This is a genomic window from Crossiella sp. CA-258035 (assembly GCF_030064675.1).
Lineage (GTDB): Bacteria > Actinomycetota > Actinomycetes > Mycobacteriales > Pseudonocardiaceae > Crossiella.
Genome location: NZ_CP116413.1, coordinates 261,795 through 287,382, shown reverse-complemented (window position 1 = coordinate 287,382; position 25,588 = coordinate 261,795). Strand labels below are relative to the sequence as shown.

The 25,588-nt window shown below is 71.9% G+C and carries 28 protein-coding genes and 1 tRNA gene; 16 read left to right on the top strand and 13 right to left on the bottom strand.

Features of this window, described 5'->3' with window-relative positions; translation table 11 throughout:
* The first annotated feature begins 93 nt into the window (after positions 1-93).
* Positions 94-2,085, top strand: coding sequence for an acetate--CoA ligase (acs, locus tag N8J89_RS01440; protein ID WP_283662564.1), 1,992 nt, complete (start codon positions 94-96; stop codon positions 2,083-2,085).
* 52 nt (positions 2,086-2,137) lie between these two features.
* On the opposite strand, the gene N8J89_RS01435 is transcribed toward acs, so the two are convergent.
* Entirely contained in the window at positions 2,138-2,824 is a 687-nt protein-coding gene (locus tag N8J89_RS01435) for a hypothetical protein (RefSeq protein ID WP_283662563.1), read from the bottom strand.
* A gap of 91 nt (positions 2,825-2,915) precedes the next feature.
* Positions 2,916-3,710: a sulfite exporter TauE/SafE family protein gene (locus N8J89_RS01430; RefSeq protein WP_283662562.1), complete on the bottom strand. Its 795-nt coding sequence runs from the start codon at positions 3,708-3,710 to the stop codon at positions 2,916-2,918.
* Positions 3,711-3,872: 162 nt separating this feature from the next.
* Between N8J89_RS01430 and nhaA the strand changes: the two genes are divergently transcribed.
* Together nhaA and N8J89_RS01420 are read left to right on the top strand one after the other, a co-directional pair.
* Positions 3,873-5,081 (top strand): Na+/H+ antiporter NhaA, encoded by a 1,209-nt coding sequence (gene nhaA, locus N8J89_RS01425; RefSeq protein WP_283662561.1) that lies wholly within the window; start codon positions 3,873-3,875, stop codon positions 5,079-5,081.
* A 16-nt stretch (positions 5,082-5,097) separates the two neighbouring features.
* Positions 5,098-5,598: a phage holin family protein gene (locus tag N8J89_RS01420; RefSeq protein WP_283666054.1), complete on the top strand. Its 501-nt coding sequence runs from the start codon at positions 5,098-5,100 to the stop codon at positions 5,596-5,598.
* Here the strand turns inward: N8J89_RS01420 and N8J89_RS01415 are convergent, their stop codons facing one another.
* The 4 genes from N8J89_RS01415 to nth are packed head-to-tail and all read right to left on the bottom strand — an operon-like array spanning position 5,599 to position 8,817.
* Positions 5,599-6,783 (bottom strand): MarP family serine protease, encoded by a 1,185-nt coding sequence (locus N8J89_RS01415; protein WP_283662560.1) that lies wholly within the window; start codon positions 6,781-6,783, stop codon positions 5,599-5,601. It lies immediately after the preceding gene.
* Positions 6,780-7,484 carry an NUDIX hydrolase gene (locus N8J89_RS01410; protein ID WP_252486277.1) on the bottom strand — a complete coding sequence of 235 codons (705 nt, stop codon included), beginning with the start codon at positions 7,482-7,484 and terminating at the stop codon, positions 6,780-6,782. Before N8J89_RS01410 ends, N8J89_RS01415 begins: the two co-directional genes overlap by 4 nt.
* Positions 7,481-8,104, bottom strand: a complete 624-nt coding sequence (locus N8J89_RS01405; RefSeq protein ID WP_283662559.1) for a TlpA family protein disulfide reductase — start codon at positions 8,102-8,104, stop codon at positions 7,481-7,483. The genes N8J89_RS01410 and N8J89_RS01405 overlap by 4 nt, the downstream gene beginning before the upstream one ends.
* Positions 8,101-8,817 (bottom strand): endonuclease III, encoded by a 717-nt coding sequence (gene nth, locus N8J89_RS01400; RefSeq protein WP_283666053.1) that lies wholly within the window; start codon positions 8,815-8,817, stop codon positions 8,101-8,103. Before nth ends, N8J89_RS01405 begins: the two co-directional genes overlap by 4 nt.
* 142 nt (positions 8,818-8,959) lie before the next feature.
* On the opposite strand from nth, the gene N8J89_RS01395 reads away from it, so the two are divergent.
* The 3 genes from N8J89_RS01395 to N8J89_RS01385 all read left to right on the top strand — a co-directional run bounded on the left by N8J89_RS01395 (position 8,960) and on the right by N8J89_RS01385 (position 11,663).
* The gene (locus N8J89_RS01395; protein WP_252486297.1) at positions 8,960-9,217 is read left to right on the top strand and encodes a hypothetical protein; all 258 of its coding nucleotides are present in this window, start codon (positions 8,960-8,962) and stop codon (positions 9,215-9,217) included.
* A gap of 109 nt (positions 9,218-9,326) precedes the next feature.
* The gene (locus N8J89_RS01390) at positions 9,327-10,001 is read left to right on the top strand and encodes a Crp/Fnr family transcriptional regulator (protein WP_252486275.1); all 675 of its coding nucleotides are present in this window, start codon (positions 9,327-9,329) and stop codon (positions 9,999-10,001) included.
* A 399-nt stretch (positions 10,002-10,400) separates the two neighbouring features.
* Positions 10,401-11,663 carry an MFS transporter gene (locus N8J89_RS01385; RefSeq protein ID WP_283662558.1) on the top strand — a complete coding sequence of 421 codons (1,263 nt, stop codon included), beginning with the start codon at positions 10,401-10,403 and terminating at the stop codon, positions 11,661-11,663.
* Between the two features lies 1 nt (position 11,664).
* On the opposite strand, the gene N8J89_RS01380 is transcribed toward N8J89_RS01385, so the two are convergent.
* Entirely contained in the window at positions 11,665-12,240 is a 576-nt protein-coding gene (locus N8J89_RS01380) for a hypothetical protein (RefSeq protein ID WP_283662557.1), read from the bottom strand.
* A gap of 74 nt (positions 12,241-12,314) precedes the next feature.
* Between N8J89_RS01380 and dnaN the strand changes: the two genes are divergently transcribed.
* On the top strand, positions 12,315-13,418 hold the full coding sequence (dnaN, locus tag N8J89_RS01375) for a DNA polymerase III subunit beta (protein ID WP_283662556.1): 1,104 nt from the start codon (positions 12,315-12,317) through the stop codon (positions 13,416-13,418).
* Here the strand turns inward: dnaN and N8J89_RS01370 are convergent.
* Both N8J89_RS01370 and N8J89_RS01365 read right to left on the bottom strand, forming a co-directional pair.
* A complete protein-coding gene (locus N8J89_RS01370) occupies positions 13,415-14,194 on the bottom strand; it encodes an MBL fold metallo-hydrolase (RefSeq protein WP_283662555.1) in 780 nt (259 codons plus the stop codon). The genes dnaN and N8J89_RS01370 overlap by 4 nt on opposite strands.
* The gene (locus N8J89_RS01365) at positions 14,191-15,021 is read right to left on the bottom strand and encodes an NUDIX hydrolase (protein WP_283662554.1); all 831 of its coding nucleotides are present in this window, start codon (positions 15,019-15,021) and stop codon (positions 14,191-14,193) included. Before N8J89_RS01365 ends, N8J89_RS01370 begins: the two co-directional genes overlap by 4 nt.
* Positions 15,022-15,044: 23 nt before the next feature.
* Here N8J89_RS01365 and N8J89_RS01360 point away from each other — a divergent pair, with 23 nt between their 5' ends.
* The 3 genes from N8J89_RS01360 to N8J89_RS01350 are packed head-to-tail and all read left to right on the top strand — an operon-like array spanning position 15,045 to position 17,656.
* Entirely contained in the window at positions 15,045-15,491 is a 447-nt protein-coding gene (locus tag N8J89_RS01360; protein WP_283662553.1) for a hypothetical protein, read from the top strand.
* Between the two features lie 19 nt (positions 15,492-15,510).
* On the top strand, positions 15,511-16,407 hold the full coding sequence (locus N8J89_RS01355) for a Gfo/Idh/MocA family protein (RefSeq protein WP_283662552.1): 897 nt from the start codon (positions 15,511-15,513) through the stop codon (positions 16,405-16,407).
* 28 nt (positions 16,408-16,435) lie between these two features.
* Positions 16,436-17,656, top strand: a complete 1,221-nt coding sequence (locus N8J89_RS01350; protein ID WP_283662551.1) for a hypothetical protein — start codon at positions 16,436-16,438, stop codon at positions 17,654-17,656.
* A gap of 42 nt (positions 17,657-17,698) precedes the next feature.
* On the opposite strand, the gene N8J89_RS01345 is transcribed toward N8J89_RS01350, so the two are convergent.
* Complete coding sequence (locus tag N8J89_RS01345; RefSeq protein ID WP_283662550.1) at positions 17,699-18,157, bottom strand: RidA family protein; 459 nt, start codon at positions 18,155-18,157, stop codon at positions 17,699-17,701.
* A 2-nt stretch (positions 18,158-18,159) separates the two neighbouring features.
* A complete protein-coding gene (sp36, locus tag N8J89_RS01340) occupies positions 18,160-18,324 on the bottom strand; it encodes a Sp36 family protein (protein ID WP_502868402.1) in 165 nt (54 codons plus the stop codon).
* A 48-nt stretch (positions 18,325-18,372) separates the two neighbouring features.
* Between sp36 and N8J89_RS01335 the strand changes: the two genes are divergently transcribed.
* Genes N8J89_RS01335 through bagB form a run of 3 tightly spaced genes read left to right on the top strand, consistent with a single transcriptional unit; the run spans position 18,373 to position 20,792 of the window.
* Entirely contained in the window at positions 18,373-18,624 is a 252-nt protein-coding gene (locus N8J89_RS01335; RefSeq protein WP_283662549.1) for a hypothetical protein, read from the top strand.
* Between the two features lie 42 nt (positions 18,625-18,666).
* Positions 18,667-19,656 (top strand): ATPase BagA, encoded by a 990-nt coding sequence (bagA, locus tag N8J89_RS01330; RefSeq protein ID WP_283666052.1) that lies wholly within the window; start codon positions 18,667-18,669, stop codon positions 19,654-19,656.
* A complete protein-coding gene (gene bagB / locus N8J89_RS01325) occupies positions 19,653-20,792 on the top strand; it encodes an ATPase BagB (RefSeq protein WP_283662548.1) in 1,140 nt (379 codons plus the stop codon). The genes bagA and bagB overlap by 4 nt, the downstream gene beginning before the upstream one ends.
* Positions 20,793-20,826: 34 nt before the next feature.
* Here the strand turns inward: bagB and N8J89_RS01320 are convergent, their stop codons facing one another.
* The gene (locus tag N8J89_RS01320; protein ID WP_252486264.1) at positions 20,827-21,153 is read right to left on the bottom strand and encodes a WhiB family transcriptional regulator; all 327 of its coding nucleotides are present in this window, start codon (positions 21,151-21,153) and stop codon (positions 20,827-20,829) included.
* A 303-nt stretch (positions 21,154-21,456) separates the two neighbouring features.
* On the opposite strand from N8J89_RS01320, the gene N8J89_RS01315 reads away from it, so the two are divergent.
* Positions 21,457-23,811 carry a transglycosylase domain-containing protein gene (locus N8J89_RS01315; protein WP_283662547.1) on the top strand — a complete coding sequence of 785 codons (2,355 nt, stop codon included), beginning with the start codon at positions 21,457-21,459 and terminating at the stop codon, positions 23,809-23,811.
* A gap of 64 nt (positions 23,812-23,875) precedes the next feature.
* Here the strand turns inward: N8J89_RS01315 and N8J89_RS01310 are convergent, their stop codons facing one another.
* Positions 23,876-24,346, bottom strand: a complete 471-nt coding sequence (locus N8J89_RS01310) for a GatB/YqeY domain-containing protein (RefSeq protein ID WP_283662546.1) — start codon at positions 24,344-24,346, stop codon at positions 23,876-23,878.
* Positions 24,347-24,414: 68 nt separating this feature from the next.
* On the opposite strand from N8J89_RS01310, the gene N8J89_RS01305 reads away from it, so the two are divergent.
* Positions 24,415-25,368 carry a metallophosphoesterase gene (locus tag N8J89_RS01305; protein ID WP_283666051.1) on the top strand — a complete coding sequence of 318 codons (954 nt, stop codon included), beginning with the start codon at positions 24,415-24,417 and terminating at the stop codon, positions 25,366-25,368.
* Positions 25,369-25,394: 26 nt separating this feature from the next.
* Positions 25,395-25,471: transfer RNA gene (locus N8J89_RS01300), tRNA-Pro, on the top strand.
* Positions 25,472-25,588: the final 117 nt, after the last annotated feature.

Here is a 25,588-nt window from a genome sequence, read left to right as displayed (position 1 = left end):
ATACCTTTGTAGGGGGAGGGCTACTCGCGGGTGACGGCGGACACTACCGTTTGCCCCGCAGCCAGCACCGACGATGCAGGGAGGGCGCACGCGATGACCCCGCCTAGCGGCGACGCAGGATCGAGCAACACCTTGGACAACCTGCTCACCGAGAGCAGGACGTTCCCGCCAAGCGACGAGTTCGCCGCCCAGGCCAACGCCAAGCCCGCCCTGTACGAGCAGGCGGCGGCGGACCGGGAGGCGTTCTGGGCCGAGCAGGCCCGGCAGCTGCACTGGCACACGCCGTTCACCGAGGTCCTCGACTGGTCGAACGCGCCGTTCGCGCAGTGGTTCACCGGCGGCAAGCTCAACGTCGCCTACAACTGCGTGGACCGGCACGTGGACTCCGGGCACGGCGAGCAGGTCGCCATCCACTGGGAGGGCGAGCCCGGCGACACCCGCACCATCACCTACACCAACCTCAAGGACGAGGTCAGCAAGGCGGCCAACGCGCTGGCCTCGCTCGGCCTGGTGGCGGGCGACCGGGTGGCCATCTACATGCCGATGGTGCCCGAGGCGATCTTCGCCATGCTCGCCTGCGCCCGCCTCGGCCTGACCCACAGCGTGGTCTTCGGCGGCTTCTCCGCCGAGGCGCTGCGCTCCCGGATCGAGGACGCCTCGGCCCGCCTGGTGATCACCACCGACGGCCAGTACCGGCGGGGCAACCCGGCCGCGCTCAAGCCGGCCGTGGACGAGGCGGTGGCCAGCAACCCCAGCGTGGAGCACGTGCTGGTGGTGCGCCGCACCGGTTCGGAGATCGACTGGACGCAGGACCGCGACCTGTGGTGGCACGAGCTGGTGGACGGCCAGTCCACCGAGCACACCGCCGAGGCCTTCGACGCCGAGCACCCGCTCTACATCCTCTACACCTCGGGCACCACCGGTAAGCCCAAGGGCATCCTGCACACCTCCGGCGGCTACCTGACCCAGGCCGCCTACACCCACCGCAACGTCTTCGACCTCAAGCCGGACACCGACGTCTACTGGTGCACCGCGGACATCGGCTGGGTGACCGGGCACTCCTACATCGTCTACGGGCCGCTGGCCAACCGCGCGACCCAGGTGGTCTACGAGGGCACGCCGAACACCCCGCACGAGGGCCGGCACTGGGAGATCGTGCAGAAGTACAAGGTCTCCATCTACTACACCGCGCCCACGCTGATCCGCACCTTCATGAAGTGGGGCGCGGACATCCCGGCCAAGTACGACCTGTCCTCGCTGCGCGTGCTGGGCAGCGTCGGCGAGCCGATCAACCCCGAGGCCTGGATGTGGTACCGGGAGCACGTGGGCGGCAACAAGGCGCCGATCGTGGACACCTGGTGGCAGACCGAGACCGGCGCGATCATGATCTCCCCGCTGCCCGGGGTGACCAGCACCAAGCCCGGTTCGGCGATGGGCCCGCTGCCCGGCATCGGCGCGAAGGTGGTCGACGACCAGGGCGAGGAGGTCGGCAAGGATGGCGGCGGCTACCTGGTGCTGGACCAGCCGTGGCCGTCCATGCTGCGCGGGATCTGGGGCGACGAGCAGCGCTTCCGGGAGACCTACTGGTCGCGTTTTGAGTCCCAGGGCTTCTACTTCGCCGGTGACGGCGCCAAGTACGACGCCGACGGCGCGATCTGGCTGCTGGGCCGGGTGGACGACGTCATGAACGTCTCCGGCCACCGCATCTCCACCACCGAGGTGGAGTCGGCGCTGGTCTCGCACCCGACCGTGGCCGAGGCCGCGGTGGTCGGCGCGACCGACCCGACCACCGGCCAGGGCATCGTGGCCTTCGTGATCCTGCGCGGGAACGCCGTGGACGGTGGCGACGAGGCCGTGCAGGCGCTGCGCAACCACGTGGCCAAGGAGATCGGCCCGATCGCCAAGCCGCGGCAGATCATGGTCGTGCCGGAGCTGCCCAAGACCCGCTCCGGCAAGATCATGCGCCGCCTGCTGCGCGACGTCGCGGAGAACCGGCAGGTCGGCGACGTCACCACGCTGGCGGACTCCACGGTGATGAACCTGATCAGCGCGGGCCTGCAGAAGGGCTCGGCCAGCGAGGACTGACAAACGCCGAAGGCGCCGTTCCCCGGGCTGGGGAACGGCGCCTTCGCGCTGTTCAGGAGGACTGGTACGGCGCGGGCGGCTGGTAGCCGGGCGGGTACTGGCCGGGCTGCGGCTGCTGGTAGGCCGGCGGCGCCTGCGGGCCGGGCGGCGGGTAGCCGCCGGGCTGGGGCTGGTAGCCGGGCTGCGGCTGGCCCCACTGCGGCTGCTGCGGCGGGTAGCCGGGCTGCTGGAACCCGGGCTGCGGCTGCGGGCCGGTCTGCGGATAACCCTGCTGCGGCTGCGAACCGGTCTGCGGGTAACCCTGCTGCGGCTGGGGCCCGGTCTGCGGGTAGCCCTGCGGCGGGTAGCCGGGCTGCTGGCCGGGCTGCGGGTAGCCCTGCTGCTCCGGCGGCGGGAACCCACCCTGACCGGGCTGCGGGTAGGCGCCACCGGCGGCCGCTTCGGCCTTGAGCCGGTTGTTCTTGTTGACCACGAGCAGCGTCATCAGGCCACCGCCGAGGATCAGGATCGGGCCGATGATGGTCATCACCAGGCCGAAGGTCTGGTCGGACTCCTTCTGCTCGGCGTAGGTCCTGGTGGTCGTGGTCCGGCTGCGGCGTGCGGTGGTGGTGCAGGTGTCACCCGGCTTCATCACCTTGCTGCCGCAGGTGACCTCGGTCGCGTTCATCTCGCTGATCCCCACGATCAGCATCACGATCCCGATTCCCGCCACCACGACCCAGCGGACAATGCTCTTCATCTTGGTCTTCCCCAGTCACTCGCTGGCCCGGTCGAAGGAGTCGACGCAGCGGACCGCCCATCCGTTCCACCGAACCCATCAGCCGCGCAGGCTAGCCCGAACGAGTGCACATCCGCCGGATATCCGGCCAAACTGTCCGAATCGAAACCAGCACCAGCAGCCCACCGAAGAGCAAATCGGACAATCTGGGATCAAGTGCCACCGAGACGAAGCTGGTGGCGACCGCGGTGGTCACGCCCGCGCCGCCGATCCAGCCCGCGTCGCGCAGTGAGCCGTTGCCGTTGCGCACGTTGCGCCAGGCGCCCAGCACCGAGGAGGGCAGCACCACCAGCAGCGAGGTTCCCTTGGCCATGGCCGAGCCGAGGCCGTAGCCCAGCTGCATCACCGGCACCATCGCGGTGCTGCCGCCGATGCCGGTCAGCCCGGCCAGCACGCCGATGGGCACGCCGATCGGGATGAGCAGGGACAGCGCGAGCAGGCCGTGCTCGACCTGGCCGGCGGCGATGCCGGGGCCGGTGAGGAAGCGGATCGCGGTGGCCAGCGCGAGCACCGCGTACAGCCAGCGCAGCAGGGCCAGGGGGAAGCGGTCCAGCAGCGCCGCGCCCAGCCAGGCGCCGATCATGGTGCCCAGCGCCAGCGGCACCGCGACGAAGAGGTCCACCTCGCCCGCGGCCAGGTAGCCGGCCGTGCCGGAGATGGCCAGCGGGCCGATGGCCATCACCGAGGTGCCCACCGCCTGCCGCTGGTCCCGGCCGCACAGCGCGGTCAGCGCGGGCACGATCACCATGCCGCCGCCCACCCCGAACAGCCCGGCGAGCACCCCGGCGGCCAGGCCGATGAGGATCAGCCGCAGGGCTTGCGGGCGCTCGGACTGCTTCGGCGGCACCTCCCGACCCTAGGCAGGCCGCACCGGCCCTGTCCTGGTGCTTTGGGTCACTTCGTTGTGCTAAGCACCTATATTTCGCCCGGTCGGGGCGTTAAGATTCCATCAGGGTGTGCCGGGAAGTCTGGTCGGCGACAGTATTCGTCGACCCCTCTGGAGCCGCCCGTGCTTGCTCGCCTGCCCCGTTCCAAGGCCGCCGCCGCCGAGTTCGCCCGCTACCTGCGCACCGAGACCGTCGGTGGTTTTGTGCTGCTGGCCGCCACCGCGATCGCCCTGCTGTGGGCCAACTCGCCGTGGGGCGAGTCCTTCCGGGCGCTGCGCGACCTCGAGATCGGTCTGGAGGCCCTGCACCTCAACCTGACCGTGGGTGAGTGGGCCAAGGACGGGCTGCTCGCGCTGTTCTTCTTCGTGGTCGGCCTGGAGCTCAAGCGCGAACTGGTGGTGGGCGAGCTGGCCGACGTGCGCTCGGCACTGCTGCCGGTGATCGCCGCGGCAGGCGGCATGCTGGTGCCCGCCATGATCGCGCTGGCGGTCTCGGCCGGTTCGCCCGGCGCGGACTCGGCCTGGGCGATCCCGGTGGCCACCGACATCGCCTTCGCCCTCGGCGTGCTCGCGCTGACCGGCTCCGGCATGCCCAGCAGCGCGCGGATCTTCCTGCTCAGCCTGGCCGTGGTGGACGACCTGGGCGCCATCGCGGTGATCGCGATCGGGTTCACCGCCAAGTTCGACCTGCTCGCCTTCGGCGCGGCCCTGCTGCTCTGCGCGCTGTACGCGTTCTTGCAGCACAAGCGGATCCGCAGCTCCTGGCTGTACGTGCCGATCGGCCTGCTCACCTGGTACGCGGTGCACGCCTCCGGCATCCACGCCACCATCGCCGGGGTGGCGCTGGGCCTGCTGACCAGGGTCCGGCCGGACCCGGAGGAGGACGAGGCCCCCGCGCTGCGGCTGGAGCACCGGTTGCAGCCCTACTCGGCCGGGCTGGCGGTGCCGGTGTTCGCGCTCTTCGCCGCCGGGGTGCCGATCGGCGCGGACGCGCTGCGGATGCTCACCGAGGACCCGATCGCGCTGGCGGTGATCGCCGGGCTGCTGGCGGGCAAGCTGCTGGGCATCTTCGGCTTCTCCTACGTGGCGGTGAAGCTGAAGCTGGCCAGCAAACCGGAGGAGCTGACCTGGCGGGACATGGCCGCGGTGGCCATGCTCGGCGGGGTCGGGTTCACGGTGAGCCTGCTCATCGCCGAGCTGGCGCTGCCACCGGCCGAGGCCGAGGTGGCCAAGGCCGCGGTGCTGGTGGCCTCCGCGCTGGCCGCGCTGCTGGCCGCGCTGATGCTGGTGCGCCGGAGCAAGGCACACCGGGACACGGAAACTGTGGACTGAGCGGGTGCATGGCAACATGTCGGGCGTGACCCGCGCCCAGCACAACGCCAGCGGCAGCCCCGACGGCGCCGGGCTGCCGCCCGTCCCGTCCATCCCGCTGTCGGACTTCGAGGCCGCGCCAGGTGAGCAGTCGATCGGCGGCCTGGTCCGCGAGGCGACCACACACCTGTCGACACTGATCCGCAGCGAGCTGGAGCTCGCCAAGACCGAGCTGGGCGCGGAGGTGAAGAAGGGCGTCAAGGGCAGCGTGTACTTCATCCTCGCCCTGGCCGTGCTCGCCTTCAGCCTGTTCTTCCTGTTCTTCACCCTTGGCGAGCTGCTGTCGGTGTGGCTGCCGCGCTGGGGCGGGTTCGGCATCGTGTTCGTGCTGATGCTGGTCACCGCGGGCCTGTTCGGCTTCCTCGGCTACCGCAGGGTGCGCACCATCCGCGGCCCCGAGCGGACCATCGAGACGCTCAAGGACACCTCGCAGCTGCTCCCCCGCCGCGGTGGCGGGGAAGAGCAGCAGACCGCCTGATCAGCGGGCGCAGGCCCCGGTGGAGACCCGCCGGGTCATGCTCGGCGCGTTCTTGACCTCGTCGGCGACCTCGTCCGCGGTGAGCACGAACCCGGTCTCCTGGTCGTCCACGGCCGCGCCGAAGACCACGCCGAGCACCCGGCCCTGCGGGTCGACCAACGGGCCGCCGGAGTTGCCGCTGCGCACGGTGCCGCGCACGGTGTAGACGTCCCTGGTCACCGTGCGGGACTCGTAGATGTCCGGGCCGCGCAGCTGGATCCGGTCCCGCACGCGGGCCGCGGTGGCGGTGTACGGGCCGTCCAGCGGGTAGCCCAGCACGATGCCGTCCTGGCCGGACTTGGCGTCGGCGGAGGCGAAGGGCAGCGCCGCGGCGGTCAGGTCGGGCACGTCCAGCACGGCCAGGTCGGTCTGCGGGTCGTAGTGCACCACGGTGGCGTCGAACTGTCCGCGCCCGACCTCCACGGCCACCGTGTCTGCGCCCGCGACCACGTGCGCGTTGGTCATCACCCGGCCGCGGGCGACCACGAAACCGGTGCCCTCCAGCGCCCTGGAACACGAAGAGGCCTGCGCCCTGACCTTGAGCACGCTGGCCTGGACCTGCTTGGCCACCGGGCTGTTGCCCAGCGCGGCGTCCGCGGGGCCGACGTCGGTGCGCGGGGTGGTGCTGAACGGGTCGAGCATGGTCGGGAAGCCGGAGACGTTGAGCAGCCGCCGCAGCTCGCCGGAGAGGTCCTTGCCCGCCTGCGGCATCACCTCGTCCACGGTGCCCAGCACGGCCGAGCCCTTGACCGCCGAGGACAGGCCGGGCAGGCCAGCCACCGAGGTCAGCGGCACCGCGAGCAGCCAGGCCACCACGAAGACCACCGCGCCCTGGGTGATCGCGCCCAGGGTGTTGTCCAGCCAGACGATCCGGGAGTGGTGGATCTTCTCCCGCAGTGGCCGCCCGATCAGCACGCCCAGGGTCTCGCCGAGCACCGCGAGCAGCACGATCACCGCGACCAGCACCACCACCCGCACGGTGACGTTGGCGAACTGGGCGACCGCGATCGGCGCCAGCACCAGGCCGAGCAGCGCGCCGCCGAGCGCGCCCAGGATCGCGGGCGCGGCGATGATCACGCCCTGCCGGGCCCCGGACAGCGCCGCCACCAGTGCCAGCAGCACCACCAGCAGGTCGACCCAGTTCACGCGCTCTCCTCGCCTGCCAGCTGCTCGACGGCCCGCCAGGACGCCTCAAGGTCTCTGACGTCCTTCTCGTCCCACGGTTGCTCCCAGCCGGCCAGCTTGATGACCCCGGCGAGCAGTCCGGCGGTGAAACCCCAGACCAGCATGCCCGGCACGGCGAAGGCGGGGCCGAGCCAGCCGGAGGAGTGCCGGACCTTGAACCGGTTGGCCGGATCGGCCAGGTAGGCGATGGGCACCCTGGCCACCGCGGCGGTCTCGCCGAAGTCCACCGGGGCGACCGGGCCGGGCTTCTCCCAGTGCCCGAGCACCGAGGTGACCATGAACCCGCTGGGCGTGATGTAGAGCTCGGGCAGCAGGGCGACCGGGCGCACGCTCTCCGGCAGCACCCCGGCCTCTTCCTGGGCCTCGCGCAGCGCCGCCTCGACCACGTCGGCGTCGGTGGGGTCGACCGCGCCGCCGGGGAAGCTGACCTGGCCGGGGTGGGAGTTGAGGCCGTCCGCGCGGCGGATCAGCAGCACGTCGGGGCCCGCGCCGGGGTGCTCCTCGCCGAGCAGGATCAGCACCGCGGCCTTGCGCACGTCCGGCCCGGCCTTGGGGTTGAACCGGGTGAACGCCGAGTGGTCGATCTCCGCGGTGGTCTTGACCAGCGGCGCGAGCCAGTCGGGCAGCTCGGCCGGGTCGACAAGTGGTCCGTGGGTACTCACGCGCCCCCCAGGTTGTCGGCGACCGCCTTGCGCACCTGCTCGGCCGAGGTGAACAGCAGCGGGTCGGTGATTCTGCGGATCTCGCCGTCCGGGCGCACCAGGTAGGTGGCCGGCAGCACCGGCGGCAGCTTGAGCGCGGCCGCCGCGGCCCCGTCGGCGTCGGCCACCGAGGGCAGCCGGACGTTGAGCGCGGCCAGCAGTTCCAGCCCGGCGGCCCGGCCGTCGTTGCGCATCTGCAGCCCGAGCACCGGCACCGCGCCCTCGCCTGCCGCGTACCCGGCCAGCACGGGCAGCTCGTCGCGGCACGGGGCGCACCAGGTGGCCCACACGTTGACCAGGGTGGCCTTGCCGCTGAGGGCGTGACCGAGGTCAGTGACGCCCTCCTGGCCCAGGCAGGGCACCCGGACGCCGGAGAGCTGCGCGACCACGCCGTCGGTGGGTCCGGGCTGCGGGCAGGGCGCGAGCTTGGCCTTCTCCCGGTAGGGGGCCAGGTCGGGCTCGGCCGCCGTGGTCCGCTCAGCGCCTGCTGGCGGGACCTCGGGGCTTCGGGGCCACAGCGCGATGACCGCGGCCACCACCAGCACCACGATCAGCACGAACCACCGCACCCGGGGGATCACCGAGCGGCACCCGCCTTCCGGCGCGGCGCCCGCTCCCGCTCGGCCAGCGCCAGCAGGTGCGGCGCCTCCGGGCCCTTGACCAGCTCGGCGGCCTTGACCGGGTCCAGCTCGCCCTCGCCGTAGGAGGGGCACTCCTTGGCCAGGAAGCAGGCCCCGCAGGCGGGTTTGCGGGCGTGGCAGACGCGGCGGCCGTGGAAGATGATCCAGTGCGAGAGCATGGTCCACTCCTTGCGCGAGACCAGCTCGCCGATGATCTTCTCCACCTTCACCGGGTCGGTCTCGGTGGTCCAGCCCCAGCGGCGCACCAGCCGACCGAAGTGGGTGTCCACGGTGATGCCGGGCACCCCGAAGGCGTTGCCCAGGATGACGTTGGCGGTCTTGCGGCCCACCCCGGGCAGCTGCACGAGGTCGACCAGCCGCTTGGGCACCTGACCAGCGTGTTTCTCCACCAGCGCGGCACCGAGACCCATGATCGAGTTGGCCTTGTTGCGGAAGAAGCCGGTGGGCCGGATGTACTCCTCCAGCTCCGCGCGGTCCGCGCCCGCGTAGTCCGCCGCGGTGCGGTACCTGGCGAACAGGGCGGGCGTGACCTCGTTCACCCGCTTGTCCGTGCACTGGGCGGACAGGATGGTGGCCACGGCCAGCTCCAGCGGGTCGGTGAAGTCGAGCTCGCAGTGCGCGTCCGGGTAACCCTCGGCGAGCGCCCGCACCATGCGCCGCACCCGTCGCACCAACGCCAGCCGGGAAACCTCTGCTGCCACCCCATCAGCCTACGGACTGCACACGAAGGTGTTTACGTCCGTGGGGGACCCCGGTTGCGCTCACGGAGGGTGTATGGGCCACTATCGGCTCATCATGGCTGCCTGGTTTGTACTCGTCGTTCCGCTGATGGTGATGTTCTTCGCGCTGTTCATGGAGCGCGTGGAAGACCGGCTGCGGCATGTTGCCGTGCAAGAGGACGAGGTCGAGGAGTTCCTGGAGAAGGCCCGTCCGGATGAGGTGCGTGCCCTGTACGGGCACGGCATCGGCCGGGCGCTGGAACTTTTCCGGCTCCGGAGACTCGGCGGACGGGGGGCCCAGCGACGGCCACGCCGTGTCCGTAGCCGACCCTAGCCGGATGACGTCCTAGACTGCTCGGAGTGATCGGCGGCACGTCGTCGTGGCCCGCTCCAGTGGCTACGGCGAGAACACGTGACCGTCGCGTCTCGACAGGAGGGACGAGGTGGACGAGACCCTGGCCCGCGCGGGCATCTTCCAGGGCGTGGATCAGGCTGCCGCTGAGGCGCTGGCCAGTTCTTTGGAGGCTGTGGACTTCCCGCGCAGCCATGTGATCTTCGCGGAAGGAGAGCCCGGCGACCGGCTGTACATCCTGCAGTCGGGAAAGGTGAAGCTCGGGCGCAAGTCGCCGGACGGCAGGGAGAACCTGCTGGCCATCATGGGGCCTTCCGACATGTTCGGCGAGATGTCCATCTTCGATCCGGGACCGAGGACTTCCACGGCCACCACGGTGACCGAGGTGCGTGCGCTGACCATGGATCGGCCTGCGCTCCGCGAGTGGATCAACAAACGGCCAGAGATCGCGGAGCAGCTGCTCCGGGTGCTGGCCAGGAGGCTGCGCCGGACGAACAACATGCTGGCCGACCTGATCTTCACCGATGTGCCCGGCCGGGTTGCCAAGGCGTTGTTGCAGTTCGCGCAGCGTTTCGGCAGCCAGGAGGGTGGCCTGTTGCGGGTCACCCACGACCTGACACAGGAGGAGATCGCGCAGTTCGTCGGCGCCTCGCGGGAGACCGTGAACAAGGCGCTGGCCGACTTCGCCCACCGTGGCTGGTTGCGGCTGGAGGGCAAGAGCGTGCTGATCCTGGACCCGGAGCGGATGGCGCGCCGGGCGCGGTAGCACTTCAGAGAACGCAAGACACAAGAGGAGGCTGGACGCCGCCCCCGACGCGGCGCGCCAGCCTCCTTTTGGTGCGTGGCCAATCCCCCGACCAGCCACGCGGTCCCTTGGCCCGGCCCCGAACCGGTCACCGAGGGAACTTTTTCAAGTTCGATTGTGAAGCATGTGCCTGTTGGATGCCTGAGCAGCCCAGTTATGACGGGCACAGCGCCAACAGTGCGTCTTCCAGCGGTTTTGTTCAAGCGCTGTCACCCTCAAGGACGGCGAAGTCCCTGCCGGAGTTGCGTGGATTCACCCAAAACCCGGACCTTCGTTACAACATCGTGACTCAGCGTGTGGTGACCAACCGCACCGCAAAATAACTGGTACCCGCGTACCAGAGCTGACAGACTGGTACACATGTCCCAGTCCGTGTCTTTCGCGTCCTACCGCGCGGCCCTGAGCACCCCGGCAGCCCGCCTTCCGGTGCTGGCCGCGCTGCTCGGGCGCCTCCCGGTCGCGATGGTCGGGCTGGCGCTCATGCTCTACGTCCGGCAGGCCACCGGCTCCTTCGCCGCGGCCGGCCTGGTCTCCGCCTCGGCGCTGACCGGCGCCGCGATCGGCTCGGTGGTCCAGGGCCGCCTGGTCGACCGGTTCGGCCCGACCCGCCCGCTGCTCATCGCCGCCGCGCTGCTCGCCCTGTTCACCACCATGGGCGTGACCGCGGTGGAGGCCGGCGCGCCGGTGTGGCTGCTGATGCCGATCGCGCTCGCGCTCGGCGTGAGCCAGCCCTCGGTCAGCTCCTCCTCGCGGAGCCTGTGGAGCAGGCTGCTGCCGCCGGGTCCGGCCCGGCAGGCCGCCTACTCCTACGAGGCGATCAGCATGGAGGTCTTCTTCATCCTCGGCCCGGCCATCGCCGGTCTGCTCATGGCGCTGCCGTGGGCGGGCACCGGCGTGGTGATCGGCGCGGGTTCGATGGTCATCGGCGCGGTCGGCTTCGCGCTGACCCCGGCCGTGCGGGCCTGGCGGCGCAGCACCGAGCCCCGGGGCGGAACCGGCCTGTTCGGCGTGCTCAACCCCGGCATGCGCACGGTGGCGCTGGCCGCCTTCGGCTTCGGCGTGACCATCGGATTCGTCGAGATCGCGGTCCCGGCCGCGGTCACCGCGGCCGGTCACCCCAGCTCGGTGGGCGGCATGCTGCTGAGCCTGTGGTCGGTCAGCTCGGTGGTCGCCGGCGTGCTCTACGGCCTGCGCCCGGTGCCGCGCCCGATGTACCTGCGCCTGCCGGTGCTGCTCGGCGCGTTCTCGCTGCTGATCCTGCTGCTGGTGTGGCAGACCTCGCTGGCCGGGCTGGCCATCGCGCTGCTGGTGGTCGGCACCCTGATCACCCCGCAGGCCACCGCGCACTCCCTGGCGGTGGACGAGGTCGCCCCCGCGGGCAGCTCCACCGAGGCCTTCGGCTGGGTGATCACCTCGGTGACGCTGGGCCTGGCCGCCGGTCAGTCGATCAGCGGCCAGCTGATCGAGCTCTCCGGCCCGCCGCTGGCCTTCGCCGCGGCGACCGTGGCCGGTCTGCTGCTGGCCGGTGGCGTGTGGCTGCGGCGGCGCACCGTGCGGGACGCGCTGCCCTCGGTCTCGGCCGCGGACTGCGCGGTCCCGGCCAAGGTCGCCGTCACCCGCTGAGTCACCTGCGCAGCACCGGGCGGAGCCAGGCCACCTGGGCTCCCCCGGTCTGCGCGGAGACGTGCAGGGAGAACTTCTTGCCCGGCGCGACCGGCGCGGTGATCTCCTCTGTCTTCCCCTTGGCCACCCGCTTGCCGGTCACCGGCTTGCCCGCCTCGTCCAGCAGCTCGAACAGGACCGGGCCCTCGTGGTCGCTGCGGTCGTCGACGGCCAGCTGCGCGTGGAAGCCGCGGTAGTCCGCAGGCGCCTGGTAGTGCTGCACGTAGAGCACGCCGGACTGCACGTAGTTCTGGCTGAGCGCCTCGCCGACCAGCTGGCCGGAGACCTTGGCCGGTTCCTTGGTGAAGGGCCCGCTGCTGAGCGGTTCCAGCTCCAGCAGGCTCAGCTCGCCGTTCGCGACCCCGGCCCCGGCCGGGGCTGGGTGGACCGTCACCGTCTCCGTCTTGACGGTCTCGCCGCCGGGTTTGAGCAGGCCGGTCAGCAGGCCGCCGCCGGTGGTGATGATCGTGCCCAGCAGCGCCCCCGCCGTGGTCAGGATGGCCACCGTGATCGCCGGTTCACGCTTCTTCTCCCCCACGAGCTCCAGTGTAATAAGTTGATCACTCTGCGTGCTCGCCCAAAAGTGTCGGTGCGCGGGCATAGCGTGCGCGCATGTCCCTGGACCTGACCGCGACCACCGCGGCACTGGCCGCCGCCACCGCCGACCTGTCCCGGCTGCTGCCCGGCCGCACCCTCGACCCGGTGCTGGCCGGGTTGCTGCTGACCGCGGACGCCACCGGCGTGACGCTGGCGGCCACCGACCGGGAGCGCGGGGTGCGCCTGCACGCCGAGGCCGTGGCGCACACCGACGGGCAGGTGCTGGTGCCGGCGAAGCCGCTGGCCGAGACGCTGGCCGCGCTGGACTCGCCCGATGTGCGGCTGGTGGTGGAGGGCAGCAGGCTGGCCATCCGCACGCCCGGCGGCCGGTTCGCGCTGCCGCTGCTGGCCGCGGACAGCCATCCCGGGGTGCCCGCGCCGCCCGCCGCGGCCGGCAGTGTGCGCGGGGCGGACCTGCACGCGGCGGTGCTGCCGGTGGCCTCGGCGGCCAGCCGGGACGACGCGCTGCCGGTGTTCACCGGGGTGCGGCTGCGCGCCAAGGCCGGGCGGCTGGTGGCGGTGGCCACCGACCGGTACCGGATGGCGGCGGCCGACCTGCCCTGGATCGGTGTGGACGAGGACCTGGACGTGCTGATCCCGGCCGCGCTGTTCACCGAGGTGGCCAAGCAGGCACGCGCCGCCGAGCGGGTGACGGTGCACGCCGATGCCGACCGGGCCGCGCTGACCTGGGACTCGGCCACGGTCACCACCGCGGTGCTGGCCAGTGCGCTGCCGGATGAGGACAAGCTGTTCCCCCGCGACGTCGAGTGCTCGCTGACCCTGGACGGGGCCGCGCTGGCCGGGGCGGTGCGCCGGGTCGCGCCGTACGCCGGCGCGCGCGGCGCGGTGACCCTGGAGACCGGGGACGGCGAGCTGCGGGTGCGCGGCAGCGACCCGCAGGCCGGGGAGGCCGAGGAGACGATCAAGGCCGGGGTGCACGGCAACCGGGTCAGCCGCGGCTACCAGGCGAAGTACCTGCTGGAGACGCTGCGCTGGTTCGGCGGGGACGAGGTGCGGATCGACATCCAGCCCGGCATCAGGGGCACCATGTTCAGCCACGTCACGGCGCCGGCGGTGCGGCTGCGGTACCTGGTGGTGCCGCTGCGGCAGCCGAACTAGCCGCGCAGGTAAGCCAATTGAGCCAGCACCGACCATTCCGCGGCCGGCCACAGCGACTTGTCCACATCGGCGTAGACCAGCTCGACCACGGCCCGCGCGGAGGCGTCCTGGCCGAGGGTGGCCAGGGCCTGGCGGACCTGGTCCAGGCGCTGTTCGCGGTGGGTCAGGTAGTAGCTGGCGACATGCGCCAGGTCGGGCAGCTCGGGGCCGTGCGCGGGCAGCGCCCTGGTGCCAGCGGGCAGGGTGATCAGGCGGCGCAGGGTGTCCAGGTACGGGCCGAGCTGGCCGTCCGGGTGCGCCACGATGGTGGTGCCCCGGCCCAGGACGGTGTCGCCGGTGAGCATGGCGCCGTCGTCCTCGACGAGCACGCAGACCGAGTCGGCGGTGTGGCCGGGGGTGGCCCAGATCCGCAGGCGCAGACCCGCGGCCTCGATGAGCTGGCCGTCCACCAGGTCGCCGCCGCCGTTGTGCCGGTGCGCGGGGGTGACCGCGTGGGTGGGCGCGCCGGTCAGCTCGGCGAAGCGGGCCGCGCCGTCGGTGTGGTCGCCGTGGTGGTGCGTGATGATCACCTGCGAGACCGGACCGTGCGCGGCGACCTTGGCCAGGTGGTCCTCGTCCAGCGGGCCAGGGTCGACCACCACGCACTCGGCGGTGCCGGGGGCGCGCAGCAGCCAGGTGTTGGTGCCGTCCAGGGTCATCACGTTCGGGTTCGGTGCGAGCAGCACGGCCGCGTTCGGGGTGACCTGGCGCAGCGTGCCGTAGGCCGGGTGGGTCACGATGCCTCCGGGTAGTCGGCGTCGCCGGGCAGCGCCACGTGCAGGTTCCCGTTGCGGCGCACCACCCTCGGCGTGATCTTGGTGATGACCCGTTCGACGGCCAGCAGCTCGCGCACGCCGCGGTGCTCGGCCAGCTGGGACAGGGTCACCCAGGTCGGCGGCATCAGGCCGCTGCGCCCGGCGGCCCAGTCGGCGATGGCGTCCTGGGGGCGCTGCCAGGCGGCGTGGTCGGCCTCGGTGGTGCTGCCGTCGGCGCGCTGGCCGGTGGGCAGCGCGGCCAGGAAGAACCGGGTGTCGTAGCGGCGCGGCTCCTCCGGCGGGGTCACCCAGTTGCCCAGCGGCCGCAGCAGGTCGGCGCGCAGCACCAGCCCGGCCTCGGTGAGGAACTCCGCCAGCGACAGCTTGCGCTCCACCAGGTCCTGCCGGGCGTCGGCGTACGGGGTGGCGTCGGCGACCACGCTGTCCGCGTCCGGCCCGGCCAGCAGCACCCCGGCCTCCTCGAAGGTCTCCCGGACCGCCGCGCACACCAGCGCCCGCGCCAGCTCCGCGGAACAGCCGAACTTCCGCGCCCACCAGGCCGGGGTCGGCCCGGCCCAGGCCACCGAGGTGTCCGCGTCCCGCTTGTCCACCCCGCCGCCGGGGAAGACGGTCATGCCGCCGGCGAAGGCCATGCCGAGCACCCGGCGCAGCAGGAACACCTCCGGGCCGCCCTCGGTGTCCCTGACCAGGGCCACGGTCGCCGAGTCGCGGGGCTCGGCCGGTGGCTGGGGAGCCTGCGTCGGCACAAATCCCTCCGGCAGGACCATGTCCTCGGGCAGCTGCGGCATGTGATCCAGAGTAGGGGGGCAGGATGTCGGTTGTGAGTGTGCCGAACGTCCCATCCCCGCCGCGGTGGCGGGGCGCGGGCTGCCTGCTCAAGCTGAGCCTGGTGCTGGGTGGTGCGGTGCTGGGCACCGTGCTGACCGTGGTGGTCGCGCTCGCGCTGCTGCTGCCGGTGCGCACCACGGTGCAGCTCCAGTCGCCGCCGACCGCGGTGGCCGCCGCCGGGGGCTACGAGGGCCACGCGCTGGCGGTCAAGCGGGTCGGCACCCTGGTCTCCGGTGGCCGGTCGTTCGAGGTGTGGCTGGGGCGCAGGGACGGCGACGAGGTGCCGCGCGGGCACGTGGTCGAGGTGCCCAAGGGCTGGCGGACCGACACCGGGATGACCGTGCGGTGGGCCAGGGAGGCGGTGCGGCTGGAGTTCGCCGAGGGCGGCCGGATCGAAGTTCCGGTGAGGGTGTTCCGCGACTCGCGGTGAAACCCGGCAGGATGTGCCCGTGGACGAACAGCTGAAGATCGGCTTGGTCGGCGCGGGTCCATGGGCGCGGGCCGTGCACGCGCCAGGAATCGCGGATCACCCTGGCACCCGGCTGGCCGCGGTGTGGGCCCGGCGGCGGGCGGCGGCCAAGGAGCTCGCCGAGCCGCACGGCGCGCGGACCGCGGACTCCTTCGACGAACTTCTGTCCACTGTGGACGCTGTCGCGTTCGCGGTGCCACCGGCGGTGCAGGGCGAGCTGGCGCTCCAGGCGGCCAGGGCGGGCAAGCACCTGATCCTGGAGAAGCCGTTGGCGGGCAACGTGGAGCAGGCCCGGCGGCTGACCGAGGAGGTGACCGGGCGCGGGCTGGCCTCGCTGCTGCTGCTCACCCGGCGCTACTCCCCCGAGGTCCGCGACTGGCTGGCCGAGCTGCACCGGCTGGGCGGCTGGACCGGTGGCTCGGTGCGCTGGCTGACCGGCGCGGTGCTCGGCGGCCCCTACTCGGCCTCGCCGTGGCGGCAGACCGACGGCGCGGTGCTGGACATCGGCCCGCACGCCATCGACCTGCTGGACGCCGCACTCGGCCCGGTCGAGCAGGTCATCGCCGCGCACCGCGGCCAGGACGACCTGTGCCACCTGGTACTCGGCCACCAGGGCGGCGCGAGCAGCACGCTCACCCTGTCCCTGCGGCTGCCGATCCAGCCCAGCGTGGTCGACATCGCGGTCTACGGGCAGCACGGGCACCGGGCGCTGGGCGGCGGCGAGTTCAGCGCGCAGGACTGCTTCACCGCGCTGCTGGACGAGTTCCTGGCGCTGATCGACTGCGGTGCCACCGAACACCCGTGCGACGTGCGCAGGGGACTGCACCTGCAACGGGTGCTCGACGACATCGTCGGCCGCGCCGGGTGGGTCGCCTGAGACCGTGACGGCACAACCGACAGACCCGATGGCGAGCCCGCTGTTCGCCTACCACATCGACCCGGAAACCCTGTGGGAACGCTCGGACGACCCGGCCGCGCTGACCGCCTGGCTGGACCGGGCCGCCGCGCAGCCGGTGCCGGGCAACCCGGCGGTGGCCCGCCAGCACCACACCATGATCGGGGTGGCCGCGCGCATCCTGCGCCGTCTCGACCTGGCCGAGCGGCACCTGTCCACCGCGCTGCGGCTGGCCGAGGAGCACGGTCCGGCCGCCTCGGAGGTGCTGGCGCGCAGCAGGCTGGCGCACGTGTTCCAGTGGCAGGGCCGCTTCGCCGAGGCGATGGCCGAGTTCGACCGCTGCCTGGTCGACGGCAGCCGCACGCCGGAGCTGGGCACGCACTTCCACTTCATCTTCCAGCACGCCGGGCAGTGCTACTACGACGCGGGCGAGTGGGCCGCGGCCCGGCACTGCTTCGCCACCGCGCTGCGGCTGCGCGGCGGCGGGGCCGAGCCGGGCGACCCGCAGCTGTGGGCCTGGGAGGCCACCGACTCGGTGCTCACCGCGCGGGCGGTGCACCGGCAGCTGAACCGGCTGCTCACCGCGATCTACCAGGCCGCGGCCGCGGGCGGCGGGGCCGCGGTGACCGCCGAGCACGGGCTGCCCGACGGCGGGGAGCTGCTGCTGGAGCTGCGCACCCTGCTGCTGTCCGGGCCGGTGCTGCTGCCGGTGGCGCACGCGGTGCACCCGCGGACCCCGGACCTGGAGGCGGTGCTGGACGAGCTGGCCGCGCAGGGCTGGCTGTGCCGGCAGGGCCGGGCGGTGCTGGCCGCGCCGCGGTGCGTGGCGATGCTGCGCGAGGTGGTGGAGGTGGTGGACCGGACCGCGGCCAGGCTGTGGCCGGAGCCGGAGCTCGCGCTGTCCCTGGTGGAGCTGGTGGTGGGCGGCGCGGTCGGCACCTCCGACGGTGCGGCCTTCGACGCCTGGGTGGGCGCCCGCTCGGCGCGCACGGCGCCGGCCCGGCTGGTCGACGGGCTGTGCGCGCTGCGCTACCACCGGGTGGACACGCACACCGCGGCGGCCGGCGCGGAGGGGCTCAGCGCGGCACAGGCGGCCGAGCTGTCCGGCGAGGACCCGGTGAAGCAGCGGATCGACACCCGCGCGGACCGGATGGCCGCCCGGCCCTACCGGCTGCTGGCCAAGGAGCAGCGGTCCGCGCTGGTGGACGCGCTGGCCGCGCTGCCGGGCTGAGGTGGGGACCCGCCGCCACACCGGTGGCGGCGGGTCAGCGGATCAGGCGATCTCGACGATCAGTTCGACCTCGACCGGCGCGCCGAGCGGCAGCTCGGACACCCCGACCGCGGCCCGTGCGTGCACCCCGGCCTCGCCGAAGACCTCGCCGAGCAGCTCGGAGGCCCCGTTGATCACCGCGGGCTGGCCGGTGAAGCCGTCCGCGGAGGCAACGTAGCCGACCACCTTGACCACCTGGGCGATCGAGTCCAGCCCGACCAGCGCGTCGATGGCGGCCAGGCCGTTGAGCACGCAGGTGCGCGCGTGCCGCTTGGCCTCCTCCGGGCTGACCTCGGCGCCGACCTTGCCGGTCGCGGCCAGCGCGCCGGCCACCATGGGCAGCTGGCCCGAGGTGTAGACATGCTGACCGCTGCGCACGGCAGGCACGTAGGCGGCCACCGGGGCGGCCACCGCGGGCAGCTCGATGCCCAGTTCGACCAGTCGCTGCTTCCAGCCGGCCATGCTCAGTTGCCCTTCGGGCGCTTCAGGAAGGCGATCAGCTGCTCACCGGTGGGTCCCGGCTGCACCGACACCAGCTCCCAGCCGTCCTCGCCCCACTGGTCGAGGATCTGCTTGGTCGCGTGGGTCAGCAGCGGAACCGTGGCGTACTCCCACTTCGTCATGGCCAAGAGCCTAGTTGCGGGTGGTTCGGTTGCCCGACCGGATACCGTGATCGCGTGGAGACTTGGCGCATCACCGCGACCGTCCTGTTCATCGTGGGCGGACTCATCCTCACCCTGGTCGCCATGGCGCAGGTCAGGGACCGGAAGCGGACCACGCACGCGGCCGTGGTGCAGGCCGGGCTGATCTCGGTGGCGGTGGTCGCCGGGCTGGCCCTGCTGGTGGCCTTCGCGCTGCCCTCCACCTGGGCCTGGGCGCTGGTGGCCGCCGAGGCCATCGCCGTGCTTTTCCTCATGCTCGCGGGCTAGAAGCCGCACGCGCGCGCCCGCCGACCTAGGCTGATCACTGTGATGGCCTGGACCGAGGAGCTCAGCCGCGCCCGGTTGCACATAGTCACCGGCAAGGGCGGCACCGGCAAGACCACGATCGCCGCCGCGCTGGCGCTCGCGCTGGCCACCGGCGGGCGGCGGGTGCTGCTGGTGGAGGTGGAGGGCAGGCAGGGCATCGCCCAGGTCTTCGACCACGCGCCGCTGCCCTACTCCGAGGAGCGGATCGCGGCCGCGCCCGGCGGCGGCGAGGTGCGGGCGCTGGCGGTGGACGCCGAGGCGGCGCTGCTGGAGTACCTGTCCATGTTCTACAACCTGGGTTTCGCCGGGCGGACGCTGCGCCGGATGGGCGCGGTGGAGTTCGCCACCACACTCGCGCCCGGTCTGCGGGACGTGCTGCTCACCGGCAAGATCAAGGAGTGCGTCGGCCGCACCGGCGAGCGCGGGCGGCACGAGTACGACGCGGTGGTGGTGGACGCGCCGCCGACCGGCCGGGTGGTCAAGTTCCTGGACGTGACCAGGGCGATGGCCGATCTGGCCAAGGTCGGCCCGATCCGCAACCAGAGCGAGGGCGTGATCCGGCTGCTGCACTCCGGGGACACCGCGGTGCACCTGGTGACCCTGCTGGAGGAGATGCCGGTGCGGGAGACCATGGACGCGGTCGGCGAGCTGGACGCCGCCGACCTGCGGCCCGGCGCGGTGATCATGAACAGGGTGCGCCCGCCCCGGCTGCCCGCGCGCTCGGTGGGCGCCGCGGCCGGTGGCCGGGTGGACGCGGCCCGGATCAAGTCGGGGCTGCTCTCGGCCGGTCTGAACCTGGACGAGGCCATTGTGGACGGGCTGGTGGACGAGACGGTGGAGCACGCGATCCGGGTGCGGGCCGAGCTGAGCGCCCGCAACCAGCTGGCCGAGGTGGACCTGCCCGTGGTCGAGCTGCCCGACCTCACCGACGGGGTGGACACCGCGGGGCTGTACGAGCTGAGCGAGCTGCTGATCGAGCAGGGGGTCCGGTGAACGCCCGTCCGCCGTTGCTGGACATCGACGACCTGCTGGACGACGCGCAGACCAAGGTGGTGGTGTGCTGCGGCTCCGGCGGGGTCGGCAAGACCACCACCGCGGCGGCGCTGGCCCTGCGCGCGGCCGAGCGCGGCCGCCGCACCGTGGTGCTCACCATCGACCCGGCGCGCAGGCTGGCCCAGTCCCTCGGCCTGACCGAGCTGGGCAACCACCCGCGCGAGGTGACCGTGGTGGACCGTCCGGAAGGGACGGAGGGCTCGCTGCACGCGATGATGCTGGACATGCGGCGCACCTTCGACGAGATGGTGCTCTCCCACGCCGGGCCGGACCGGGCCGAGCAGATCCTGCGCAACCCCTTCTACCAGACCATCTCCTCCTCGTTCTCCGGCACGCAGGAGTACATGGCGATGGAGAAGCTGGGGCAGCTGGCGCACACCGGCGAGTGGGACCTGGTGGTGGTGGACACCCCGCCGAGCCGGTCCGCGCTGGACTTCCTGGACGCGCCGCAGCGGCTGTCCACGGTGCTCGACGGCAAGATCATCCGGATGTTGTCCGCGCCGGCCCGCGCCGGTGGGCGGGGCATCCGGCGGCTGGTCGGCGCGGGTTTCGGGCTGTTCACCAAGGTGATCTCGACGATCATCGGCGGGCAGCTGCTCAACGACGCCTCGGCGTTCGTGCAGGCCTTCGACAGCATGTTCGGCGGCTTCCGGCAGCGCGCGCAGGCCACCTACGAGCTGCTCCGCTCGCCGGGCACCGCGTTCCTGGTGGTGGCCGCGCCGGAGCCGGACGCGCTGCGCGAGGCCTCCTACTTCGTGGACCGGCTGGCCGGTGAGGGCATGCCACTGGCCGGGTTGGTCGCCAACCGGACCCACCCGGTGTTCGCCGACCTGCCCGCCTCGCGCGCGCTCGCCGCGGCCGAGGACCTCGAACGCGCCGGTTCGGCGCCGCTGGCCGCGGCCGTGCTGCGGTTGCACGCGGACCGGGTGGCCGTAGCGGAGCGTGAGCGAAGGCTGCTCGCTCGCTTCACCAAGGCTCACCCGGGCGTGGCGATGATCGGGGTGCCCGCACTGCCCGCCGATGTGCACGACATCGACGGACTGCGTGAGATCGGCGCCCGGCTGGCCGGTCGGTGACTGGAGGGTCGGTGACCGGCGTACCGGGAGACGATCAGCCGGGCAGGCCCACGCGGTAGTCGGCTTCCTCGACCTCGTCGAAGTCAAGGTGTTTGCGGCGGGCGGACTCCAGCAGCTCCGCCCAGGACACGACGTCCGGACGGCGGCGGAGCAGAGCACGGCGCTCCCGCTCGGTCATGCCACCCCAGACACCGAACTCGATTCGACTGTCCAGCGCCTCAGCCAGGCATTCCGTCCGCACGGGGCACCCCATGCAGACGAGCTTGGCCTTGCGCTGCTCTGCACCTCGGACGAAAAGCTGGTCCGGGTCCTCATCCCTGCACGAGGCCCGCACTCGCCAGTCCCCCTGGTTGAACTCCATGTTCCCCCAGCTCCTACGCGTCGTCGCGACTACGCTCGGTGCTCCCCAGCTCCGAGGTCCGCATGAGGTGTGCCACGGGAGTGGCGCACCCGCCGGTGTGCTGTCGTTCGACGTTGACGGACTGTAGAGGGTTCTGGTTCCAGGTCCAAGACGGGTTTGCCTACCCGTTACATCCCAGCACTCGAAAGTGTGTGAATCGGGTCACCAAAATGGGTGAAGCGTACGCTGTCCCGCGTGGGCGTGCGGGCGGCTTTGGTCAAGTTGTTGGGGCTATGTGTGCTGGCTGGAGTGCTACTCGCCGGCATGCTGTTCCCTGCGGTGGGCGCGCTGGGGGTGGTCTCCAACCGCGCTAGTGACACAGTCGACAGCATCTCCTCGGACCTGGTCCAGAAGGACCCGCCACTGCTGACCACCGTGCTCGACGCCCAGGGCAACCAGATCGCCTACCTGTTCGACCAGTACCGGGTGCTCGCCGGGCCGGAGAAGATCGCGGACACCATGAAGGCCGCGATCGTGTCCATTGAGGACCAGCGCTTCTACGACCACGAGGGCGTGGACTGGCGCGGCGCGATGCGCGCGCTGGTGACCAACACGGTGGAGGGCAAGGTCGCCCAGGGTGGCTCGACCCTCACCCAGCAGTACGTGAAGAACTACCTGATGCACGTGGTGGCCACGAACAAGGTCGAGCAGGCCAAGGCGCAGGAGCAGACCCCGGCCCGCAAGCTGCGCGAGATGCGCATCGCGCTGCAACTGGAGCGCAAGCTCACCAAGGACGAGATCCTCACCAGGTACCTCAACATCGTGCCCTTCGGCGCGAGCACCTACGGGGTGGCCGCGGCGGCCAAGACCTACTTCGACACCACCCCGGACAAGCTCACCATCGCCCAGGCCGCGCTGCTGGCCGGCATGGTCAACGAGCCCAGCGGCCTGAACCCCAAGCGCAACCCCGAGGCCGCGCTGACCAGGCGGAACCTGGTGATCGGCGAGATGGGGCGGCAGGGCCGGATCCCGGTGGACGTGGCCGAGACGGCCAAGAAGGAGCCGCTGGGCACCACCCCGGACTTCCGCAACCCGCCCTACGGCTGCATCGGCGCCGGCCCGGACAACGGGTTCTTCTGCAAGTACGTCATCGACTACCTGGCCAAGATCGGCTACTCCGAGGACACGTTGAAGCGCGGCGGTTTCACCATCAGGACGACCCTGGACCCCAGGGTCACCCAGGCCTCGAAGAAGGCGGTGCAGGGCCGGGTGCCCAAGGACGCCAACGGGGTGGCCAACACGATGGCGGTGGTGCAGCCGGGCAAGGACAAGCACAAGGTGCTGGCCCTGGTGGCCAACCGGGACTACGGCCTGGACCAGGACAAGGGGCAGACCACCTACGCGCTGCCCAGCGCGGCGGCGAACAAGTTCGGCGCGGGCTCGATCTACAAGATCTTCACTGCCGCCGCGGCGCTGGAGCGCGGCATGGGCATCAACAACACCATCGACACCCCGACCTCCTACACCTCCAAGGTGTTCAAGGGCGGTGCCACCCGCTGTCCACCGGCCGGTGGCGGTGAGCGCTGGTACTGCCTGAGCAACGCCGGGGACAGCTACCCGCCCCAGATGACCCTGCAGACCGCGCTGGCCACCTCGCCGAACACCGGGTTCGTCATCCTGGAGGAGCGGGTGGGCATGGGCCCGGTGGTCGACATGGCCAGCAGGCTGGGGCTGCGGGAGACCATGCAGCTCAACGTGGCCGGGGTGAAGCCGGACACCAAGTCCAAACGGGACGATCTGAACCGCTCGCAGTCGGACTACTGGCGCAACAACAAGGGCGCGTTCACCCTCGGCCCGGCCGCGGTGAGCACGCTGGAGCTGGCCAACGTGTCCGCGACGATGATCAGCGGCGGCGTGTGGTGCCCGCCGAGCCCGATCGAGCAGGTGCTGGACCGCAACGGCAAGCCGCTCCAGCTCAACGAGGCCCCGTGCGAGCAGGCGGTGCCGGAGGGCCTGGCCAACGGCCTGGTGCAGGGGCTGAGCAAGGACGACCTGCCCGGCGGCACCGCGGCCGGCGCGCGGCCCAAGGAGTGGAACCGGCCGATGCTGGGCAAGACCGGCACCACCCAGGACCACAAGTCCGCCGGGTTCGTCGGCGCCACCCCGCAGTACGCCGGCGCGGTGCTGACCTTCAACGACGGCAACCGGCCGCAGGTGATCTGCAAGGGCAACCCGCCCCGGTTGTGCGGCGGCAACACCAACGGGGGCATCTTCGGCTCCTCGGTGTCCGCGCCGACCTGGTTCGACGCGATGGGCGCCATCCACGGCGACCAGCCGGTGCAGCAGCTGCCCGGCGCGGATCCGCGCTACCTCAACGGCGGCGACGAGGCCAAGGTGCCCAACGTGGTGGGCATGATGGTCAACGAGGCCACCTCGAAGCTCCAGTCCGCCGGGTACAAGGTGACCACCCAGAACCGCAACGGCGCTCAGCCCAAGGGCACCGTGATCGGGCAGAACCCGCGCGGCGCGGCGCTGCCGGGGGAGACGATCACGCTGTGGGTGAGCACCGGCGTGGTGCCGCCGCCCACCGGCACCACCGAGCCGCCGCCCGGCGAGACGGAACCGCCGCCCACCGGCGGCATCACCATCGATCCGGTCGAGCCGACCGGCGGCGGCTGACCAAGGCGCACAAGCGGAAACGGGGTCCGTCCACAGTGGACGGACCCCGTTCTCGCGTGCCGGTTCAGCCGAGCAGGCTGGCCTTCACCAGCGCGGCCACCCGGCCGCCCTCGGCGCGGCCGGCCACCTTCGCGTTGGCCGCCTTCATGACCTGGCCCATCTGCTTGGGGCCGGGCTTCTCGCCCAGCTGCGCGGTGAGCTCGGTCACCGCCTGGCCGACCAGCTCGGTCAGCTCCTCGTCGGTGAGCTGCGCGGGCAGGTAGGCCGAGAGCACCTCGCCCTCGGCGCGCTCGGCGGCGGCCTGCTCGGCCCGCCCGGCGCCGGCGAAGGCCTCGGCGGCCTCCTTGCGCTTCTTCACCTCGCGGGTGAGCACCTTGCGCACCTCGTCGTCGGTCAGCTCCCTGGCGGCCTTGCCGGAGACCTCCTCGGTGGTGATCGCCGCGAGCGCCATCCGCAGCGACGCCACCACCAGGGTTTCCTTCTGCTTGATCGCCGCGGCCAGATCGGCCTGTAGTTTCGCCTTCAGCTCCGCCATGACCAGGCAGGTTACTCCTGCGAAAAAGCCACCACGGCGCATTACGTACCCTGGTAAGGGTGAACACCCTGGGTCGGATCCTGCTCGGCACGGCGGCACTCGGCGGCGCGGCACTCGGCTACGCCACCGCGATCGAACGGCGCATGTGGACGCTACGGCACGCGACGCTGCCGGTGCTCTCCGACAACGCCCGCCCGCTACGCCTGCTGCACGTCTCCGACCTGCACATGCTGCCCGGCCAGCAGTCCAAGCAGCGCTGGGTGGCCGCACTGGCCGAGCTCGAGCCCGACCTGGTGGTCAACACCGGCGACAACCTGGCCCACCCCAAGGCGGTGCCCGCGGTGCTGCGCGCGCTGGGCCCGCTGCTGGACCTGCCCGGCCTGTTCGTCTGGGGCAGCAACGACTACTACGGGCCGAGGCCGAAGAACCCGGCCCGCTACCTGCTGCCCTCGAGCAAGACCAAGCGCGTGCACGGCGTCCCGCTGCCCTGGCGCGACCTGCGCGCCGCGCTGACCGAACGCGGCTGGCAGGACCTCACCCACGTCCGCCGGAACCTGACCATCGCCGGCCTGAGCATCCAGGCCGCCGGCGTGGACGACCCGCACCTGCACCGCGACCAGTACAGCGAGATCGCGGGCAGGCCGGACCACCACACCGACCTGCGCCTTGGCCTGACCCACTCGCCGGAACCGCACGTGCTGGACGCCTTCGCCGAGGACGGCTACGACCTGGTCATGGCCGGTCACACCCACGGCGGCCAGCTCTGCGTGCCTGGCTACGGCGCCCTGGTCACCAACTGCGGCCTGGACCGCTCCAGGGTCAAGGGCGCCTCCCGCTGGGGCGAGCGCACCTGGCTGCACGTCTCGGCCGGTCTGGGCACCTCGCCGTACGCGCCCGCGCGGTTCGCCTGCCCACCGGAGGCGAGCCTGTTGACGCTGGTGCCGCGGTCGGCGGAGACCGACCCGAGCCTGCTCAGGGCCGGTGGGAACCCCCGATTCGGAGTACGGGCGAACATCCGCTAGTATTTTCTTCGTTCGACCAGTTCCACCGGGGTGTGGCGCAGCTTGGTAGCGCGCTTCGTTCGGGACGAAGAGGTCGCAGGTTCAAATCCTGTCACCCCGACCACATTTTGGGTCGCCACCGAGAACATTCGGTGGCGGCCCAAAGTCGTTTCCGGGTGCTGAACCGAATGGCTCCGGGGGCCACCTAGGTGGTTCTCCTGGTGTGCGGAGTCGGCAAGAT